This is a genomic window from Sorangium sp. So ce131 (assembly GCF_051519095.1).
GTDB lineage: Bacteria > Myxococcota_A > Polyangia > Polyangiales > Polyangiaceae > Sorangium.
Window position 1 is genome coordinate 11,868,566 of record NZ_CP150455.1, and the last position, 19,850, is coordinate 11,888,415.

General features: G+C 70.6%; 15 protein-coding genes. 5 read left to right on the top strand and 10 right to left on the bottom strand.

Annotated elements, in window-relative coordinates; genetic code table 11:
- Positions 1–38: 38 nt before the first annotated feature.
- Positions 39–1,709: a glycoside hydrolase family 43 protein gene (locus WMF43_RS43155; protein WP_437673994.1), complete on the bottom strand. Its 1,671-nt coding sequence runs from the start codon at positions 1,707–1,709 to the stop codon at positions 39–41.
- Between the two features lie 14 nt (positions 1,710–1,723).
- Entirely contained in the window at positions 1,724–2,104 is a 381-nt protein-coding gene (locus WMF43_RS43160) for a hypothetical protein (protein WP_437673996.1), read from the bottom strand.
- A gap of 801 nt (positions 2,105–2,905) precedes the next feature.
- Here WMF43_RS43160 and WMF43_RS43165 point away from each other — a divergent pair.
- Positions 2,906–4,096, top strand: a complete 1,191-nt coding sequence (locus WMF43_RS43165; RefSeq protein ID WP_437673997.1) for a non-reducing end alpha-L-arabinofuranosidase family hydrolase — start codon at positions 2,906–2,908, stop codon at positions 4,094–4,096.
- Here the strand turns inward: WMF43_RS43165 and WMF43_RS43170 are convergent.
- A complete protein-coding gene (locus tag WMF43_RS43170; RefSeq protein ID WP_437673999.1) occupies positions 4,080–5,183 on the bottom strand; it encodes a LysR family transcriptional regulator in 1,104 nt (367 codons plus the stop codon). The genes WMF43_RS43165 and WMF43_RS43170 overlap by 17 nt on opposite strands.
- A gap of 167 nt (positions 5,184–5,350) precedes the next feature.
- Here WMF43_RS43170 and WMF43_RS43175 point away from each other — a divergent pair, with 167 nt between their 5' ends.
- A complete protein-coding gene (locus WMF43_RS43175) occupies positions 5,351–6,211 on the top strand; it encodes an NAD(P)H-binding protein (RefSeq protein WP_437674001.1) in 861 nt (286 codons plus the stop codon).
- 35 nt (positions 6,212–6,246) lie between these two features.
- Here the strand turns inward: WMF43_RS43175 and WMF43_RS43180 are convergent, their stop codons facing one another.
- Entirely contained in the window at positions 6,247–7,263 is a 1,017-nt protein-coding gene (locus WMF43_RS43180; protein ID WP_437674003.1) for an alpha/beta hydrolase family esterase, read from the bottom strand.
- A gap of 729 nt (positions 7,264–7,992) precedes the next feature.
- Between WMF43_RS43180 and WMF43_RS43185 the strand changes: the two genes are divergently transcribed.
- Positions 7,993–9,216: a DUF3237 family protein gene (locus WMF43_RS43185; RefSeq protein ID WP_437674005.1), complete on the top strand. Its 1,224-nt coding sequence runs from the start codon at positions 7,993–7,995 to the stop codon at positions 9,214–9,216.
- Between the two features lie 162 nt (positions 9,217–9,378).
- On the opposite strand, the gene WMF43_RS43190 is transcribed toward WMF43_RS43185, so the two are convergent.
- The gene (locus WMF43_RS43190) at positions 9,379–11,142 is read right to left on the bottom strand and encodes a glycoside hydrolase family 43 protein (RefSeq protein WP_437674007.1); all 1,764 of its coding nucleotides are present in this window, start codon (positions 11,140–11,142) and stop codon (positions 9,379–9,381) included.
- A 350-nt stretch (positions 11,143–11,492) separates the two neighbouring features.
- On the opposite strand from WMF43_RS43190, the gene WMF43_RS43195 reads away from it, so the two are divergent.
- Positions 11,493–12,407: an SDR family oxidoreductase gene (locus WMF43_RS43195; RefSeq protein ID WP_437674008.1), complete on the top strand. Its 915-nt coding sequence runs from the start codon at positions 11,493–11,495 to the stop codon at positions 12,405–12,407.
- Here WMF43_RS43195 and WMF43_RS43200 read toward each other — a convergent pair.
- Complete coding sequence (locus WMF43_RS43200) at positions 12,404–13,597, bottom strand: acyl-CoA dehydrogenase family protein (protein ID WP_437674010.1); 1,194 nt, start codon at positions 13,595–13,597, stop codon at positions 12,404–12,406. The genes WMF43_RS43195 and WMF43_RS43200 overlap by 4 nt on opposite strands.
- 193 nt (positions 13,598–13,790) lie before the next feature.
- On the opposite strand from WMF43_RS43200, the gene WMF43_RS43205 reads away from it, so the two are divergent.
- A complete protein-coding gene (locus WMF43_RS43205; RefSeq protein WP_437674012.1) occupies positions 13,791–14,294 on the top strand; it encodes an endonuclease V in 504 nt (167 codons plus the stop codon).
- Positions 14,295–14,339: 45 nt separating this feature from the next.
- Here the strand turns inward: WMF43_RS43205 and WMF43_RS43210 are convergent, their stop codons facing one another.
- Genes WMF43_RS43210 through WMF43_RS43225 form a run of 4 tightly spaced genes read right to left on the bottom strand, consistent with a single transcriptional unit; the run spans position 14,340 to position 19,829 of the window.
- Positions 14,340–15,050, bottom strand: coding sequence for a hypothetical protein (locus WMF43_RS43210; RefSeq protein ID WP_437674013.1), 711 nt, complete (start codon positions 15,048–15,050; stop codon positions 14,340–14,342).
- 26 nt (positions 15,051–15,076) lie between these two features.
- Complete coding sequence (locus WMF43_RS43215) at positions 15,077–17,137, bottom strand: DUF1585 domain-containing protein (RefSeq protein WP_437674015.1); 2,061 nt, start codon at positions 17,135–17,137, stop codon at positions 15,077–15,079.
- Positions 17,134–18,750, bottom strand: coding sequence for an ABC transporter ATP-binding protein (locus WMF43_RS43220; protein ID WP_437674017.1), 1,617 nt, complete (start codon positions 18,748–18,750; stop codon positions 17,134–17,136). Before WMF43_RS43220 ends, WMF43_RS43215 begins: the two co-directional genes overlap by 4 nt.
- Positions 18,747–19,829 carry an ABC transporter permease gene (locus WMF43_RS43225; RefSeq protein ID WP_437674019.1) on the bottom strand — a complete coding sequence of 361 codons (1,083 nt, stop codon included), beginning with the start codon at positions 19,827–19,829 and terminating at the stop codon, positions 18,747–18,749. The genes WMF43_RS43220 and WMF43_RS43225 overlap by 4 nt, the downstream gene beginning before the upstream one ends.
- Positions 19,830–19,850 lie beyond the last annotated feature (21 nt).

Sequence of the window (19,850 nt, forward strand, 5' to 3'; positions counted from 1 at the left end):
AGCCGCGATCTCCCGGGCTCAAGCCCGGATCACCGTCTCTACCCGGCCGCCCGGCGTCCGCGCCGCCGGAGCCCCAGGGACGCCGCGAGCAGCGCTGTCATCACGAGGGCATTTCCGGACGGAGCGCGGCTCGCCAGGCGGCAGCCGCAACCGGCGTCGCTCGACGTACCGCCGGAGGAGCCCCCCGACGTCTGGGCGGGCGACACGGGGTCCGGGGGAGCCCCACCCGCACCAGGCGTGGGCCCTCCGCCGGAGCCGTCGCCACCGCCGGCGCCGCTCGTGCTGCTTGCAGCCGCGCCCCCCCCGCCGCCTCCCCCGCCCCCGAGGGGCGCGAATTGCCAGGAGTTCACGTTGAAGAGGTACGACTCGCCGCCCGTGAAGACCAGGTAGAGGTCGTGCACGCCGGTGGCGCCGTCGACCTCGCACGACGTCTCGCTCCACGCCTGCCAGCCCCCCGTCGCCTCGACCGCGCAGGTGCCCGCAAGCATGCCGTCGGGCGCGTCCAGACGCAGCTCGATGTTGCCTCCCTGCGCGGCGCTCGCGACGCGCGCACGGAAGCTCTCCGCCCCTTCGCCGAAGTCGACCCCGCGGAGACGCACCCAGTCGCCGTCGTTGATGTTGGCGAGGTTCATCCCGCCCTCCTCGCAGGGCTCGGTCTCGATGCCGCGCTGTGCGTTGAAGGTCTCGGCCTCGACGCGCACGTAGGGATCGAAGCGCCCGATCTGCTGGAGCCCGTCCTCCGTGTAGGTCACCGGCACGATCGAGCCGTCGGCCTCGTAGGTGAGCGACTCCAGCGCGAGGTTCCGGCGATAGTTGGTGGGCTCTCCGGCGTCGGTGGCGACGGAGCGATTGTGGTAGGCGTGGTACCAGGCGCCGCCGAACTCGAAGATCGCCGCGTGGTTGTTGTTGTTGTTCTTCGGCGGCTGGGGCCCCGCCGTGCCGCCGTACGTGAAGCCGGACGTGGGGCTCGAGCTCGTCAGGTAGTCGATCCGCATGTCGTTGTCGGGGTTTGTCGAGTACGACAGGTAATACACGCCATTGCGCTTGTGCATCCAGGCGGCCTCGAAGAAGTACGGGACCGTCAGCGCGATGGCCGAACCCGAGACGCTCACCATGTCTTCATTCAGCTTGATGACGCGCGCGTTCTGCTCGCCGTTGCCGCCGAAGTAGAGGTAAGCCTGGCCGTCGTCGTCGACGAAGACGCCCGGATCGAAGAGCCACATGTTGGGGCCGGAGGCGCCGGGGGTCCTCGAGGTCACGAGGGCGCTGCCCTTCGCGTCGGTGAACGGTCCCGTCGGGCTGTCGCTCGAGGCGACGCCGATGTCCGACCCGCCGTTGCCGAAGTACATGTAGATGGTGCCGTTGCGCTCCACCATCGCCGGGGCCCAGGAGAGGGCCGCCCAGGGGGCGGCGCGGGGCACGCGCAGCACTTCCCCGTGATCGGTCCAGTTCTTCAGGTCGCTGCTCGAGACGGCCACGATCGAGGCCATCTTGTAGCTGTCGTCCGAGCCGTCCTCCTTGACGCTGTCGTCGTCGTTCGAGCAGTAGAGATAGACCCGCCCGTCGTGCACCAGCGAGGCCGGGTCGGCGAGGTAGCGGTGCGAGGCGATCGGGTAATCGGCCAGCGCGGAAGGGCTCGCGAAGAGCCCGATCAAGACGAGCGCGCCCCCGCACCAGGACGGTTGCGCTGATTTTCTCGAGGAGAGCATGTCCACCTTACCGGTTAGGCGATGATCGGATCGACGAGCCCGCCTTCGAGGCTGCTGTCGCCGAAGTTGTCGAGCGGGCCTCCCTGGCCGTTGGTGCAGCCGACGGCGGCGCCGATCGTGTTGAGCAGCTTGTTGTTGGTGATCTTGACGTCGACGAACTGGCCAGTCTTCAGGTAGCCCGACGCGCCGCCGGCGTCACGCACCGTGTTCTCCCGCTGCGCGTGGCTCAGCCGCGGGAGCATGCTGCGCTCGGCGACCTGCGACGGCGCCGCCCCGCCCGGCAAACCGGTCGGAACGGGGCCGTCGCCCTCATCGCCCAGGGAGCCCGTGCCCCCCGCGAGCAGGAGCGCCGCGGCGCAGAGCCCCGCGCCGAGCGCCCGCCTGAAGCGCGGCAAACCGGTCGTCGAAAAAGACGGTCGGGCCATCATTGTCTCCTGACCAAGCTCTCGTGGTGAAGCAGCCCCCTCAGCACAATGCGCCGATGCAACGGCCATCCGCCGCATCTGTCCCCTTCACTCGGTCATCGAGCGCGGCGTCGGCTTGACCTGCGACGTTTGGTCCACGATCGTTCGACGGCGAACGATTCCAGCACCAGGTGAACGCGTGAGCTCGCGCCCGAGCGACACCGCGTGAGCCCGCGCGGTCTCGGGGGAGAACCAGACAAAAGGATACCTTACACGCCGATTGTGAACGCTCACATAAGCAGTGTCAATCTCAATCGACCGACCCGCCGGGGGCCTCGAGCCCGAGGCCAGCCCGAGGGAGGACAGGGGGCTCTGGAGCGCCGCGTCAGCCGCGGCGACCAGCAGGGTCGACGTCGCGCACGCCACGCCTCGCTGCCGCCTGCTCGTGGGTCAGCTCACGCGGGGCACCGCCGCCGGCCGCCGCTGCGCGCGGATGGAGCTCGCGTGGAGCTCGCGGAGAGCCGCGCGCCCGTTTTTGATTGACCTCGATCATGTGAACGCTCACAATCGACGCCCGGGTATTCTTCCGCCTTGCCCTGGACAGGCACCTCATGTGCCCCGGGCCCCTCGTCCTCATGTGCGATGCGCGTTCACCTTAACGGTCGGGCTCTGAGGAGCTCGCTGCCCTGATTGGGCATCCCTCTGGAGACCAGCATGATCACTCACTTCGATTTATCCCGCCGGCCCCCGATTCCGTGCCGTTCCCTCCTTCGTCTCTCTGCCCTCGGTTGTGTGGTCGCGGCGCTCGCCGGCTGCAGCGACGCGTCGGACGGCCAGCAGCCCGCTTCTGGAACGGGCGGCACGGAGAATCCGACGCCGGGCGCCAGCGGCACGACGGGCACAGGGGGAGCGGGCACAGGCGGGCCGGTCTCCGGCTCCGGCGCGAGCGGGGCAGGCGATACGGGCACGGGCGGCGACCCGACGGCGGGGAGCGGCGGCTCTCCGGCGGCCGGCGGTGGCGGCGCAGGCGGCACGGAGGTGACCTGCGACTTGCCCACCACGTTCCGGTGGAAGTCGGGGGGTCCGGTGATCAGCCCCAAGCCGCCTGCCGGGCGCACCTTCGCCTCCGTCAAGGACCCGACGATCGTGTTCCACGACGGCAAGTACCACGTCTTCGCCACCGTGTTCGACACCACGGGGGGCAACGGCTCGTGGCAGTCGGTGTACTTGAACTTCACGGACTTCGCTCAGGCGAACACCGCCGAGCAGCACTACATGGCGGGCTGGCCCACCGGCAGCACGGTCGCGCCCCAGGTCTTCTATTTCCGGCCGCACAACAAGTGGTACCTCATCTACCAGTGGAACGGCAGGTACTCGACCAACGACGACATCAACAACATGAACGGCTGGAGCCGGCCCCAGCCGCTGCTCCGGGGTGAGCCGGGCGCCATGGGGAGCACCCTCGGCGCGCTGGACTTCTGGGTCATCTGCGACGACGCCAACTGCCACCTCTTCTTCTCGCGGGACGACGGGAAGCTCTACCGCTCGAAGGTCAGCATCGACGACTTCCCGAACTTCGATGGCTACGAGGTCGTCATGACGGCTCCCAGCGCGGGGCTCCTGTTCGAGGCCAGCAACGTCTACAAGGTGGATGGATCGAACAAGTACCTGCTCCTGGTGGAGGCGTTCGACAACAGCCCGCGCTTCTTCAGGTCGTGGACCTCCGAGAGCCTCGACGGCCCCTGGGCTCCGCTGGCCGACACGAAGCAGAACCCCTTCGCCGGCCCCGCCAACGTGACGTTCGAGGGCACGGACTGGACCGACGACATCAGCCACGGCGAGATGGTCCGCTCCGGGATCGACGAGCGAATGACCATCAACCCGTGCAACATGCAGTTCCTCTACCAGGGGCGGGATCCGAACTCTCGGGAGGAGTACGGCCGCTTGCCCTACAGGCTCGGGCTGATCACGCTCGAGGATTGACCTCGCTCCCCTCCTCGGGCTGATCACGCTCGAGGATTGACCCCGCTCCCCTCCTCGGGCTGATCACGCTCGAGGATTGACCCCGCTCCCCTCCTCGACCTCTCTCACCGTTCGTCCGATCGACGCTCGTGCGGCGTTCTTCCCGAGCAATCGCCGGAGCACTTCTCCCGGCGCGCGCCGGATCGGTCGACGGCAGCTCCCCGAGGAGGTGGTCGACGCAGGTCCGGACGGCGGCCGTCAGGGCTCGATGCGCCCGGTAGAGGAGGCTGACGCCTCCGGCCTCGGCTTCATACCCCTCGAGGACGCGGACGAGGCGCTTCGCGGCGACGTCCCCGGCGCAGTACACCTCCGGGAGCATCGCGATGCCGACGCCCGCGAGCGTCGCGCGGTAGGCGGCGGAGGACTCGCTCACGTAGAAGCGAGGCTCGAAGGTGACGCGTCGGCTCCGGCGCCCGTGCCCGAGCGTCCACGTGGCCATTCCCTCCGTCACGTGCACCGCGATGCAATCGTGACGCGCGAGGTCCTCGACCCGGCGGGGGACGCCCCGCGCCTCGAGGTAACGCGGGCTCGCGTACAGCAGCTTCCGCGTCGCCCGCCAGAGCTCTCGGGCCACGAAATCGGCGGTGTCGTCCACGCGGCCCGGGACGATGGCGATGTCGAAGCTCCCGGCGAGGAGGTCGACCCGGCGCGAATCGATCTCGAGGTCGACCGACACGCGGGGATGCTTCGCGAGATAGGTGCAGACGGCGCTCGCCACCGCGGCGCCGAGCGCGATCGGCGCCACGATCCGCACGCGTCCGCGCGGCTCGCTCTGGAACTCGCGGACGTGATCCGCGCCCTGCGTGAGATCGTCGACCGCCCGTTCGGCGTGGCCGAAGTACGCGCGCCCGGCGTCGGTCAGCGTGAGCCGCCGCGTCGTTCGCTCGAGGAGCCGCACGCCGAGCGCGGACTCGAGCCGCGCGATCCGCCGGCTCACGGTGGAGACCGGCACGCCGCGCTCGCGGGCTGCGGCCGAGAAGCTGCACGTCCGGACGACGCGCACGAGGAGGGCGGCGTCGTTCAGGTCCAGATCGACTTTTGCGTCCATGGCAACAGTCCCTTCCCTCCAAGCACACTAATGCGCTCCGGCCGCCGGCGCTAGGTTCGATGGCGTGGCGAGCGCCATCGTCACCGGGCCACGCGGAGCATGGAAGGCCGCGTGATCCTCGTTATGACCGCGCAGGGTCGCTGCGCCGAATGCGGCAGGAGGTTGTCATGATCATCGTCACGGGAGCCAACGGTCAGCTCGGCCGAGCCGTCGTGGAGCGGCTCCTTCAGCGCGTGCCCGCCGCTCGGCTCGGCGTCAGCGTTCGCGAGCCGGAGCAGGCCAGCGCGCTCGCCGAGCGCGGCGTCCGCGTGCGCCGAGGGGCCTTCGAGGACGCCGCGAGCCTGCGCCGCGCGTTCGAGGGCGCCTCGCAGGTCCTCATCGTCTCCGTCAACAGCGCAGGCGAGGACGCGGTGCGCCAGCATGGAGCCGCGCTCGAAGCGGCCCGCGCGGCGGGCGCCCGCCGCGTCCTCTACACGAGCCACATGGGCGCGAGCCCGGCGTCCCCCTTCGCGCCCATGCGCGACCACGCGGCCACCGAGGCCTCGCTGCAAGCGTCGGGCGTCTCGTTCATCTCGCTCCGCAACGGGTTCTACGCGGCGTCCGGGTTCATGCTCCTCGAGCGAGCCCTCACGACGGGCAAGCTCGTCGCGCCGGAGGACGGCCCGGTCTCGTGGACCGAGCACGGCGACCTGGCCGACGCGGCGGCGATCGCGCTGACGGACGAGGGGCGCCTCGAAGGGCTCACGCCGCCGCTCACCGCCACCGCGGCCCTCGACCTGGCGGACATCGCCGCGATCGCGTCGGAGCTCGTCGGGCGCTCGATCACGCGGGTGACCGTCAGCGATCAAGCATTCAGAGCAGACCTTATGTCTCACGGCGTCCCCGAGCAACGGGCCGACCTGCTCCTCGGCCTGTTCGCGGCGAGCCGGAAGCGCGAGTTCGCCGCCGTGGACTCGACGCTGGAGCGCCTGCTCGGCCGAGCGCCGATGTCCATGCGTCACTACCTGGCGACGCGCCTGTCACGCTGAGACCTCGGGCGCTGCTCGCGCGTCATGAGCCCTGTCTACGGCATGTCGGCGAAGAAGTCGTACATGGCCTGGATGGCGAAGCACGGCACGCCATGGCTCGTGTTGTTGTACGCGGGATCGTCGTGGGAGCACCAGATCGTCGGCTCCGAACAGCCGCTGTAGGAGACGCAGCCGGGGTTCACCGCCCTGCCGCTGCTCTGGCAGCCCATGACCTCGGCGTACGGCGTCGAGCTCGTCTCGCACATGTTGGCGGCGCGGAACCTGGCGACGGTGCTCGCGCCGTCCCCCCCGCGAACGGTGTCGTTCTTGCCCTGAATGTACATCACGGGCGTGGGCACCTGCAGCGCGCCGTAATCGGAGGCCGCGACCGGCGCGACCGCCCTGAAGTTCAGGTGCTCGGCGTCGGGCTCGTGCGTCAAGATCTGCACGATCATCTGGGCGCCGGAGCTGTGGCCGGTGGCGAACACACGGTCCATGTCGATGCAGTAGTTCTCCATGAGGTCGTCGTAGATGCGAAGAACCTTGGCGATGTCGTCGCGGTAGTTCCAGCATCCGCCCGAGTCCGACGACCTCCCGACGGCGCGCACGTAGTCCGTCTCGAAGCCAGACCCCCGCGTGAGGTTGATGAACTGGTCAATCGGGTTGCCGCAGGCGTGGAAGCCCATCAAGAGGGGGAAAGGGGTGCTGCCGTCGTAGCTGCTCGGGAACGTGTAGATGTGATCGTTGTCGACCGTCACCGTTCCGTTCCCGGGCCGCCCCGACTTGCCGCAGCCAGGGCTCGGGTTGCCCACGGGCGATCCAGCGCCGCCGGTCCCCGCGCCGCCGGTCCCCGCGCCGCCGCCCCCGGTCGACGCCGCGCTCCCGGTCGATCCACCTGGCGCGCCACCCCCGCCGCTCGCAGGAGCGTCGGCCCCGCCCGTGGAGGACGCGCCGCCTCCCGCGCCCTGACCGGTCGTTTCATCTCCCGTGGGGGGCGAGCCCGTCTCGGACGAGCACGCGAGGACCATCAAGGCGACGGCGGGAAGAGCGGAACGAGCACCTGGTTTCGGCATCGTCTGGATCCTGGTTTATGGTGTTCTCTCGCGGATCACCCTTGGCAAACGCCAATCACCGTCGATCGGCAATCGCTTCCGCGACGACCAAACGAACGGAATGGGAGCCAACAAGGAGGGGAGGACGAAGGCCTCGGCGCGCAGGACGCCCCGCCAAGACCAAGGCAAAAGGATACCCCTGGCAAATGTGAGCGATCACATGGCCAGTGTCAAATCCAATCGACCGGATGCAGGTATCCTCGAACTCGGCGAGGACGAGGCTGGCGACGCCCCTTCGGAGCACCGCGTCAGGAGGTGCGGGCGCCGGGCCGCGGTCATCGCCGGCTCGCCCGGGCCGCAGTGAGGCACGCCCTGAGCCGCCAGTGGCACAATTGTAGCGCCGGCAGATCTGATTCTCGCCCGGGTCGACCAATCTACCGGTGTGGGCTTGACGCCTCGCATCGAGACATAGGCGGGTATGCCTATGCCTCGATCCGGAGGACTCGGGTATGAGGTCGTTGCAGTCGCCTGAATCGGGTGACGCGACGACGGACGGCGATCTTCGAAACTGAGAGGCGAGACGAACGGAAACGCTTCGAAAGTTCGGCGCGACCGCTCCAGGGGTCGGCGTGCTCGCGGCGCTGGCCTGCTCCAGCAAGGATGGGACGACCGAGGCGCCGCCCGGCAGCGGCAGCGCCGGAGGGCTCGCTGGGGAACGACACGCTCATTCTTGAACGGATGGATCCGACCATGAAGACCTGGAACCTGCCAGCGAAGCTCTTGACGATTGGAATCCTTGGCGTCTGCGCTGTGGGGTGCAGCGAGTCCGGCGAGGATAGCAGCGGCGCGACGACGACCAGCGGCTCTGGCGGCGCGGCGCCGGGCGATCCTGCTGGGACGACCGGCACCGGCGGCGACGCCAGCGTGAGCGGCACGGGTGGCGGAACCACCGGAGCCGGTGGACCTGCGGGCAACGGCGGCAACGGCGGCGGCGGCGGCGGCGACGTCGGCGGCGACCACGACGCGACGATCGTCCCCGATCCCTCGTGGACATGCGGCATGCCCGACGGCATCCCGCTCCCCACGCGCGGCGAGCTCGTCTTCCGGGCGACGCTCCAGCTCGGCGAGACCCACGACGTCGGTACCACCCAGTACGGGCGCCGCCGCCTCCTCGACGTGACGGGGGGCACGCTCACGGGCGACAACATCGAGGCCACGTTCCTCACGGGCGGCATGGACCTCGAGCTCACGCTGTCGAACGGATCCGTCGAGCTCGAGCAGATCAACATCCTGAGGGCGAGCGACGGCAGCGTCATCTACCTGCGGACCTGCGGCGTCGCGCCCGCCGGCGATGAGGTCGTCCGGATCGTCCTCGACTTCGAGGTCGCGAATTCGAGCTCGCTCGCCTGGCTCAATACGGGCAAGTTCGCGGGCACCCGCGTCGTCGACGCCGCGGCGGGCACGATCCAGCTCGACGTCTACGACATCGCCGAGGTGGCCGCCGGAGAGCCGAAGATAACGCTCAAGGATCCCGAGGGCGTCCCCAATCAATCGTGGGAGTGCTCGACGGAGACCGGGGCGAGGGGCGCGAGCGTGTTCACCGAGTCCGTCACGCTCGGCTCCTCCGTCTCCGTCGGCGCGAGCAAGCGCGGCACGCGCAACATCATCCCCATCACCGGGGGCACGGTCACCGGCGGAACGCTGCTCAGCGGCCTGTCGGGCTCGGTGCTTCCCGGAGGCGGGGACTACCAGCTCATCGGGGCGAGCACGATTCTGGACGCCAGGTACGCGCTGTCCTCGAACGACGGCGAGGTCATCGTGGTGAGGAACTGCGGACCGTTCGGCGCGCTCGTGCCGGTCTTCGAGACGCGCGCGGACGGCCCGTACTCGATCCTCAACACGAAGTCGTATGTGAGCTCCGACCCGGGGTCCGCGGCGGGCGGGGTGAGCCTCACCTTCTACGAACGCCGGTAGAACAGTAGGCCCGCAGCAGCACCGGTACCCGGCGCGGCGACATGCCGCGCCGCTGCCACGGGACGTGACGGGAGGGTACCCCGCTCCGCGGACCAGGTCCCCGGCGAGGGCAGCAAGGCTGCCGAGACGAGCGGCGGCGCATGCAGACGAACGGCTCGCAGATTACGGCTTGGTCACCTCGAAGGAAGCGACGTTCACCGAGCCGCCCAGAGACTGCGTGGCGTAGTTGAAGATGCCGAAGCGGTAACCGAGGAAGTACTGCCAGTCCTTGTTCATGTTGAGCGTGTTGCCCAGGCTGGTGAACCGGGCGCCGTCGGTGCTGTAGGAGAAGCGCGCTTGCGCGCCGCCCATGTCCGTGCGGACGTTGGCCTCCACGCGCAGCCAGATCTTGCCGCCGGACACGTCGGCCCCGGCCACCTCCGTGCCCCTGCTCGTCGTGGTCCAGGAGGTGTTCATGGTGACCCCGTTCGTCATCACGACGCGCGTCGCCCCGTTGGCCCTCTTGACCCCGATCCACGCAGACGCGTCGCGCAGGGCAGCGAGGCCGGCCACGTCGCCGTCCTGCATCCTGCTGTAGTCGAGCTCGATCGTGGCGATCGAGACGGGGCCCTCGATGCGGCGCGTCAGCGTGTTTCGCGCCGCATAGAGATCGTTCGTCACCGTCGCCGCTTGCAGGGTCAGCCCAGCCCCGGAGGACCATTTGGTGTTGTCGGGGTTGTGGTTCCACTCCCACTCGGGGCGCAGGGTCTCTTCCGCGAAGGTATCCTTGCTTGGAGGCGGCTTCACCCGGTTCGAGCCGCAAGGCAGGTTCGGGAAGGGGTATGTACCTCCCCATTTGCCGTCCACCAGGGTGACCGAGGGCCAGCCGTCGGTCCAGGTCACCGGGGCCATGACCGGGATGCGGCCGGCCGGGAACGAATCGTTGAACCCGATGTAATACCAATCGCCGTTCTGCGTCTGGACGATGCCGCCCTGATGCGGGCTCCCGCCGGAGCCCGCGGCGCCGGCGTAGGGCAACCTGACCGCGAAGGGCCGCAGCTCGTAGGGACCGAACGGCCCGTTTGTCGATCGGAGCACGTACTCACCGTTCGCGTACTGCGTGGTGAGGATGTAGTAGTCCCCGTCGATCTTGTAGAAGCGAGAGCCCTCCAGCGGTCCGGAGAGGTTGCCCGGCGTCTGGAACACGACCTGACTCTTGACCTGGCTGAAGCCGTCCGCGCTCAGCTGGGCGACGCTGATCGTGTTGTTCCCGTAGGCTACGTACATGGTGTCGTCGTCGTCGATCAACAACCCCATGTCGTAATAACAACCGCCCCTGTGCTTCTCCCAGGGCCCTTCGGGGGACTTGGACGTGAAGACCCAGCCGCCGCCCACGTTGTGCATGCAGCCCATCCAGTAGAAGGTCTCGTTGCTCTTCCGATACTGGAGCGTGGATGCCCAGATCCCGTTCACATAGGAGTTGTCCCCGCGCAGGTCGTACGAGGCGTCGAAGTCCAGCGCGGGAACGGAGTGCGAGACGTATTCCCAGTGGACCAGATCGTAGGAGCGGAGCACGGGCGCTCCAGGCGAATGGTGGAACGTGGACGCCGTGTAGTAGTAGGTGTCGCCGACGCGGATGACCTCCACGTCGGGGAGGTCTTCCCAGATGAGAGGATTGGAGTAGGTCTCAGGGCAGACCGCAGGGACCTCACCGCCGCCGCCCCCTCCGCCGCCGCTGGCGCCCTCGCCGCCGCCGCCCCCTACGCCGCCGCTGGTGCCCGCGCCGCCGCTGGTGCCCGCGCCGCCGCTTCCCGAGCTGCTGCTGGAGCTCGACGACGGAGCCCCCGTGCCAGAGGGCGACAGCCCCGGCTCCTCCTCGTCGCCGCAAGCCCCGAGCAACGCCGACAATACAAGACCAGTAACCAGGCTCGAACGAGCGTGATTCATGTTAAGCCCCTACTTCGTCAGTTGTTCCGACACGACGACCAGAGCGACGGCGAGCCCCCCTCCGTCGCCGGGCTTCGTCATATTCCAAGCCCTAGGGCCTATTGTGAACGTTCACATGGAGGTCGTCAATCGAAATGGCCGGCGCGCGGCGCGCCGCGATCCCGCCGCCGGGCGCGCGGCGGCGGCCGCCCGACGCTCGCGAAGGTCACCCGGCGGCCCGGCGTGAACCGGCGCGCGCTCCAGCGGCGGCTGGAGGAGGAGCAGCCGCAGCGGCCCCGGAATACCTGACAGAGGGTGTCAGGATTCCCGTGCGACCCTCGCGCGCCTCGACAGGAAGGAGCGGACGGAGCATGAGCAAAGCACTTCAGGGCAAGGTGGCGCTCGTCGCGGGCGCGACACGCGGCGCGGGCAGGGGGATCGCGGTCGAGCTGGGCGCGGCGGGCGCGACCGTGTACGTCACGGGCCGCACCACGCGCGCGCAGCGCTCGGAGATGGATCGACCCGAGACCATCGAGGAGACCGCCGAGCTGGTCGACCGGGCCGGGGGCAAGGGGATCGCGGTGCAGGTGGACCACCTGGAGCGCGAGCAGGTGCGGGAGCTCGTCTCGCGCATCGAACGGGAGCAGGGCCGGCTCGACGTGCTGGTCAACGACGTGTGGGGGGGCGAGCACCTGTTCGAGTGGAACACGCCGCTGTGGGAGCACTCGCTGGAGAGCGGAATGCGGCTGCTGCGGCTGGCCGTCGATACCCACATCCTCACGAGCCACCACGCGCTGCCGCTGCTCATCAAGAGGCCGGGCGGGTTGGTCGTCGAGATCACGGACGGCACGGCGGACTACAACGCAGGGCACTACCGCGTCTCCTTCTTCTACGATCTCGCGAAGGCCGCGGTCCTCCGCATGGCGTTCGCGCAGGCCGAGGAGCTGCGGGCCCACGGCTGCACCGCCGTGGCGCTGACGCCCGGCTGGCTGCGCTCGGAGATCATGCTGGGGCATTACGGCGTCACCGAGGAGCGCTGGCGCGACGCGCTCGCGAAGCAGCCCCACTTCGCGATCTCGGAGACCCCCGCTTACGTCGGCCGGGCGGTGGCGGCGCTCGCGGCGGATCCGGAGGTGGCCCGGTGGTCCGGGCAGTCGCTGTCGAGCGGCCAGCTGGCGCGCGTCTACGGCTTCACCGATCGGGACGGCAGCCAGCCGGACGCGTGGCGGTACCTCGTCGAGGTCCAGGACGCCGGCAAGCCCGCCGACGTCACCGGCTACCGCTAGCGCGGGGGTCGCGGCGCGAAGAGGATGTGCGAGACGTCGTGTCCCAGCCTGAGCCGCCCGAAGCTCTGGTAGGCGTCGTCGGATACGGCGATGTGCTGCGTGGCCCCGTAGATGTCGCGAAAGTATTGCTGCAGCGGGCACGACGCGTAGAGCACGCCCGCGCCGGCGGCCCGGTATGCGAACGTCGTGACCTCCGCGGCGACGTCGGTCGCGTACGCGCCCGCGAGCCGGATGGCCGAGTTGTCCTCGTTCGTGAGCGGCTCCCCCGCGTTGAACCGATCCCACGCCGAGCCGATGACCGAGAAGGCATAAGCGCGCGCGGCCGCGAGCTTGGCCTCGGCGCGACCCAAGTCCATCTGAAAGACCGGCGAGTCTGCCACCCTCGTCGACGTCCACAGGTTCACCCGCCGCGACGCCATCGGGAGGAGCTCGTCGAGCGCGCGCTGGGCCACGCCGAGCGCGAAACCCACGTGCGCCGGCATGACGGAAGGCAGCGTCGGCAGCGAGAAGACCAGGCCGCCGCGCTGCGCGGCGGCATTGGGGAACGGGAAGGTGAGCTCCTCGGCGACAAACGCATCTTCAACCCGGTAGTGGTCGCTTCCGGTTCCACGCATCCCGGCGGTGTCCCACGTGTCCTCGATGTGCACGCGCTCGCGCTCGATGAGGAAGGCGATCACCCCGGGCGCCGCGGCCGGCGGCTGCCCGTCCTCCGGCGCGAGGAGGGCCACCGAGATGACCCATCCGGCGTGCCGTATGGCGCTCCCGAAGGCCCAGCGCCCGCGGATCACGTAGCCGCCGGGGACCCGGCGCGCTGTGCCCATGGGCGACAGCGCGCCGGCGACGACCGGAAAGCCGTGTCGAAAGACGCGCTCGACGCCCGCGTCGGGCAGGTAAGCCCCCGCGCACGCAGCCGAGTACGCGTTGATGCTGAGCGACCACGCGGTCGACGTGTCGATGCGCGCGGCCGCCTCGGCGATCTCCACATGGGTGAGCGGGTCGATCTCACCGCCGCCGACCTCGCGGGGAGCGCACATCTTGAGAAGCCCGCTCGAGCGGAGCGCGTCGACGACCGGGAGCGCGAGCGTGCGGCCCCTCTCGGAGTCGCCGGCATGGCGTAGCGCGACCTCTTTGATGCGCTCCACCTGGGCGAGGAGGTCGGCGCGTTCAGGGGAGCGGTGAGCTGTGGACATGACGTGATCCTTTCTCGTGTGGGTGCCCTGCGGAGCCACCCGGCTGCGGAGCGCTGCCGGCCTCCGTCGTGCTCCCACCGGCGTGCATCCGGCGTTCGCTAGAGAGGTACTCCGCAGCCCGCAGCCGGTGACATGCTGCCTCGAAAAAGATCCGGCTACCGTGGTCCTGAAAAAGTGATAGCGCTCCGCCGCCATGATCGCCGCCCTCGACGTCAGCTACGGCTCCCGTGGTGCCGCCGCCGCTTGCGTGCTCTTCCGCGACTTCGCCGACCCCGCCGAGGAGACGTCTCTCATTGAAACCATCACCGAGGTCGCCCCTTACGAGCCAGGCGCCTTCTACCGCCGCGAGCTCCCCTGCTTGCTCGCGGTCCTCCGCCGCGTCACCGAGCCGCTCGCGGTCCTCGTCGTCGATGGGTACGTCTGGCTCTCGCACGACCAAAAACCCGGTCTCGGCGCGCACCTCTTCGAGGCGCTCGCGCGCGAGGTGACCGTCGTCGGCGTCTCCAAGACCAGCTTCGCCGGCTCGGACTTCGCGATCCCCGTGCTCCGCGGCGGCAGCCAGCGGCCGCTCTTCGTCACCGCCGCGGGCGTCGAGCCCGAGATCGCCGCGGGATGGGTCGCGCGAATGCACGGGGCTCACCGGATCCCGACGTTGCTCAAGCGCGTGGATCGGCTCTGCCGGGAGGCGGCCGGCTGAGCGCGGGGCAGGAAGGCGGCGCCTGCCGCCATCAGGACCAGAACGTCAATACAGGTGGAACTCCGGGTGCCTCACGAGCCCGTAACAGACCGCCGCCCACCCCGCCTCCTCCGGCGAGAACCGCGACTTCGGCGCCCCCTTCGTGCGGTGCCGCGCGACCGTCCCCTCGTAGAGCGCGAAGAACTTCCGCTCGCGGTCCGGCGGGGCGAGCCGCGCCGGGTAGCTCAGGAACGTCCGGTGCAGCACGTCGAAGCGCTGCGCGAACGCCGGCAGGTCGACGTGCTCCGCGGGGAGGTCGAACGCGAAGATCAGCCGTCGCTCGATCGGCACGGGCGCGCTCCCCTTCAGGTCGTGCTCCAGCGCGCGGTCGCACAGCGCGATCCCGAGCCGCTCGAATGCCGCCATCATGAGCGCGTTGGTCTGCGTGCCGCGCGGCAGATCCAGGCTGTAGTCGGGTAGCCCGAGCGCCACGAGGTAGTCCTCCCAGGTGTCGAAGAGCGCCGACTTGTCGCCGCCCCGGGCGCGGCGCTCGACCTCGGCGGGCGCGAGGCCGCCGAACAGCATCAGGTACGTCCGGAGGTAGGCCTCGGCCGGGACCAGCCGCAGGTCCTCCTTCGGGGTCCGGCTCTGGGCGACCCGCGCCGTCTCCCGGAGCGGCGGGGCGGGCTGCGGCGCGACCGCATCCTTCGGAGCACACGCGCCCGCGAGCGCCGCGAGGCCGGCGACCGCGAGCGCCCTCGCGCGGCCACGGCTCACCCGGTCGCGCATCACCCGGTCGCGCCTCACCGCGTGCCCCCGCCGCGCTCCGCCCCGCCGCGCTCCGCCCCGCCGCGCTCCGCCCCGCCGCGCTCCGCCCCGCCCCGCTCCAGCTCCGGGCGCACGTTGCTCACGCGCGCGTACGCCGGCGAGCGGACGATCGCCTCGACGAGCGCGCGCATCCGGTAGCCGCGCGACACGAACCGATCGCGCAACGACCGCAGCAGCGCCTCGTCCTCGTCGCGCAGCGGCCGGCCGAGGAACGCCTCGGTCACCCGCTCCACCGCGCACGTCGCGAACTCCGGCAACCGCACGAGGTCGGCCGCGGCGCCGGCCGGGCCACGTTCGCTGTGGTCCTCCGAGGCATACGCGCCCCGGAGCACGCCGCGCTCGCCGTTCGAGAAGGCAGGGTCATAGAAGAGGTGACACGCGCCGCTCGCCGTGCCGTCAGGCTTCAGCTTGCACACGGGGTTCTCGATCGGGAACTTCGCCGCGGGGAGGTAGGTCCACGTCGTCTCCTCCACGCGCGAGAAATACGCGGCGAGGGGCTCGAGCGTCGCGTGGCAGCTGGCGCAACCGGGCCTGACCATGAGATCGGGCTCGTTCGAGGGCGGGAGATCCGCGTGCTCGGCGGTGAAGCTCTTGCACAGGAACGCGCTGTAGAGCGCCGCCCCGCGCGCGCGGCGCGAGGTGTACTTCGTGAGGAACACCGGCATCGTGACGAGCCCCGCGGCGCGCGGCCCGCGATCGGGGATGAACGTCCAGTCGGAGACGTCGTGCGGGAAGACGACCGGCGGCACCGCGCTCGGCAGGAACAGGGGCTCCTCGTCCTCGCGCATCCCGAAGTACTTGTGCTGACCGCAGCACGCCGAGCGCGCGCTCGACAGGTAGAAATGGGCCAGGGGTCCGTTGATGAACGTGTACCGGCCGGTGAGCATCTCCCGGAAATCGCGGTCCGCCGCGAAGACGTGCCGCATGAAATGGATCACCTCCTGGGACCACCAGAACTTGTGCCAGCCGGAGCTCGTCTGCGGCGCGACCCGGATCGGGTCCTCGATGCCGAGCGGGACGTGCGCGGGCAGCGAGAAGGCGCGCGGATCCCGCGTCCAGTCGATGCCGGGCATGCAGTGGACGAGGCCGATGCCGCAGCCGCAGTCGACGCTCGTCATCGGCGCGAGCGCGCTCCGGCACGAGATCGGCTCGCCCCGGTGCGCCTTCGCGTACGGGTCGTCGGGCATCGGCGGGCGAGTGCGGCCCGGCGGGAGCGGAGCGCCCTTCTTCAAGGGCGGGATGTCGCTCGACCACAGGTGGCCGACGTCGGCGGTCTGCGCCTCTTCCTTGCAGACGCGGATCTCGGTGACGGGCGTCTTGCCGTCCGGCCCGAACAGGAGCTCCGGCAGCGGGACATAGGCGCTGTCAGGGTCCTTCCACCCCTCGCCGTAACGCTGCGTCGGAGAGACGGAGAGGTAGTCGCGGTAAAGCCAGAACGGGCGGACGAGCGTCGTCCGCTCGTCGAGCAGCTTCTGCGGGATGGGGATCGGCGTCCCCGTGGGGAGCGCGCCGTTCGCCACGGTCAGGCCACTCTCGGTGTGGCTGAAGCAGAAGTCGCCGTCGATCATCGGGTTCAGGCGGCGCTGGTTCTGGCGATAGTGGACGTAGAGCGGCTTGCCGTCCGGACCGAGCACCTGGATCTGGTGGAGGAGCGTCTCCCGCGGCGCGAAGGAGACCGCCGGGCCGAGCTCGAGCCGCAGGAGATCCATGTAGATGCGCGTGAGTCGCTCGACATACCCAGGGCCGTCGAGGCGCCGCGTGATCCAGGCGTCGAGATCGAAGCCGGGCGACTCGAGCTCGGCGAGCTCGGCGCGCGTGGGGAGCCGTCCGAGCAAGTCGAGGGAGAGCGCGCGGAAGTAGCGGTAGCGCTCCATCGGCAGGGGCGCCGCGGCCGGCGCCGCCGAGGGCGCCGGGGCCGCGCGCGCCGAGGGCGCCGGGGCCGGCGCCGCCGAGGGCGCCGGCGCGACCGCGGCGGCGACGGTCGCGGCGAGGAGCGCCGGCGCGGCCAGCACCGGCGCCACGCGCGCCGCCCTCACGGCGCCGCCTCCCCTGCCGCGCCCTGCGCCCCCGCCGCGTCCTGCGCCCCCGCCGCGTCCTGCGCCCCCGCCGCGCCCTGCGCCGCCGCCTCGCCGGGGAGCACCCCGGCCATCAACATCCCGAGCTCGGTCCGCGACACCGCGCCCGCGTCCCTCGTCGCCACGATACCGCCCCGGTACATCACCGCGATCCGGTCCGACAGCGCCAGGATCTCGTCGAGCTCCGCCGACACGAGCAGCACCGCCGCCCCCGCGTCGCGCGCCGCCACGATCTCGCGGTGGATGTGCTCGATCGACCCCACGTCCACGCCCCGGGTGGGCTGGCTCGCCACGAGCAGCTCCACCGGGCGGCTCAGCTCCCGGGCGAGGATCACCTTCTGCTGGTTGCCGCCCGACAGCGCCGACACCGGCGTCCCGGGGCCCGGCGCGCGAATGTCAAAGGCCTTTACCAAGCGCGCGGCGTTCTCGTCGCGGGCCTCGTCGCGGAGCACGCCGCGCGCGGCGAACGGCGGCCGGTCGTAGGTGCAGAGCACGAGGTTGTCGGCGATCGAGTACGAGAGCACGAGGCCGTGGCGCTGCCGGTCCTCGGGGACGTGCGACACGCCGCGCTCGATGAGCGCGCGCGGCAACGCGCCGGTGACGTCGCGGCCGCGGAGGAGCACGCGCCCGCCGCGGGGCGGCAAGAGGCCGGTGATCGCCTCGACGAGCTCGGTCTGGCCGTTGCCCTGCACCCCGGCGACGCCGAGGATCTCGCCCGCGCGCACCGAGAACGAGACCTCGCGGACCACGTCGGCGCCCCCGCCGTGGCCGCGCCGGCCGGCGACGCTGAGGCCCTGCACGTCGAGCACGACCGCCCGGGGGCTCGCCGGCGCCTTGTTCACCTGCAGCACGACCTCGCGGCCCACCATCATCGCCGCCAGGCCGCGCTCATCCGTCTCCGCCGGGGCCGCGGCGCCCACCACCTTCCCCGCCCGCATCACCGTCACCCGGTCCGCGACCGCGAGCACCTCCTTGAGCTTGTGCGTGATGAACAGGACCGAGACCTTCTGCGCCGTCAGCCCGCGGAGCACCCGGAAGAGCTCCTCGGCCTCCTGCGGCGTGAGCACCGCCGTCGGCTCGTCGAGGATCAAGATCTCCGCCTTGCGGTAGAGCGCCTTGATGATCTCCACCCGCTGCTGCACGCCGACCGGCAGATCCTCGACCCGGGCGTCGGGATCCACGTCGAGCCCGTACCGCCGCGAGAGCTCCCGCACCTCGGCGCTCGCCCTCCGGCGGTCGAGCAGGCCGCGGCGCACGTGCTCCGCGCCGAGCACGATGTTCTCGGCCACCGTGAACACCGGGATCAGCATGAAATGCTGGTGCACCATGCCGATCCCGAGCGCGATCGCGTCGCTCGGCGACCGCATCGCGACGGGCCGCCCGCCCCGGCGGATCTCCCCCTCGTCCGGGCGAACGAGCCCGTACAGGATGTTCATCAGGGTCGACTTGCCCGCGCCGTTCTCGCCGAGCAGGGCGTGGACCTCGCCCTCGTGCAGGTCGAGATCGACCTTGTCGTTCGCCACGACGCCGCCGAAACGCCGGGTGATCCCCCGGGCCTCGAGGACGGGCGTCACCGCCGGCCCTCCGGCTCGTACGGGACGCCGTCGGCCGCCGGCGGGGTGGTCTTGCCGATGACGCCGGTGAGGATGAGCAACGTGAGCAGGTAGGGGACCAGCCCGACCACCGACGATTGCTGCAGGAACCCCCACGACGGCGGGATCAGGTCGCGGAAGAGCTGGAGGTTGATCTGGAACGCCTGCGCCGCGCCGAACACGAGCGCGGCCGCCCACGAGCCCATCGGCGTCCAGTCGCCGAAGATCATCGCGGCGAGGGCGATGAAGCCGCGGCCGTTCGTCATCATCGGCTCGAACGACGGCACCGACTCCAGCGTGAAGTAGGCCCCGCCGAGGCCCGCGATGGCGCCGCCGATCACCACGTTGGCGTACCGCACGCGGGCCACGTCGATCCCCACCGTCGCGGCCGCGCGCGGGTGCTCGCCCACGGCCCGCGCGCGCAGGCCCCACCGCGTGCGGAACAGCACGAGGTGCGACAGCCCCACCAGCGCGATCGCCGCGAGCGCGATCGGCTGCTGCTCGAACACCGGGCCCACGACGGGGATGTCCGCGAGCAGCGGGAGGTGGATCCGCGGCAGGACGCCGGGCGCGTGGGGCACCTGGCCGCCGAACGCGCTGCCCGGCCCGAAGAACAGCTGCCGGTTGAAGAAGCCGGTCATGCCCACGGCCAGCAAGTTGACCACCGTCCCCGCGAGGATCTGGTCCACCGCGAAGGTCACCGCAAGCGCCGCCAGCAAGAGCGCGAGCGCAGCGCCCGTGGCGATCGCGACCACGACGCCGACGAGCAGGCTCGGCAGCGCCGGCGCGCCGAGCACCGAGCTCGCGTAGATCGACGCGAACCAGCCCGAGAACGCCGCCGAGAGCATCATGCCCTCGATGCCGAGGTTGACCACCCCGGCGCGCTCGCAGAAGACGCCCGAGAGCGCGCCGAGCGTGAGCGGCGTCGCCACGGCGAGCGTGGTCGCCGCCATGCTGGCCACGATCGTCAGCGGCGGCACGCGCGACGCGCCCACCAGCGCGACGACCGCGACGAGCACGCTCACGACCGCCGCGATGAAGCCGTATCGTCGAAATCCCATGGGTCGTCCTCGCGTCCTCGC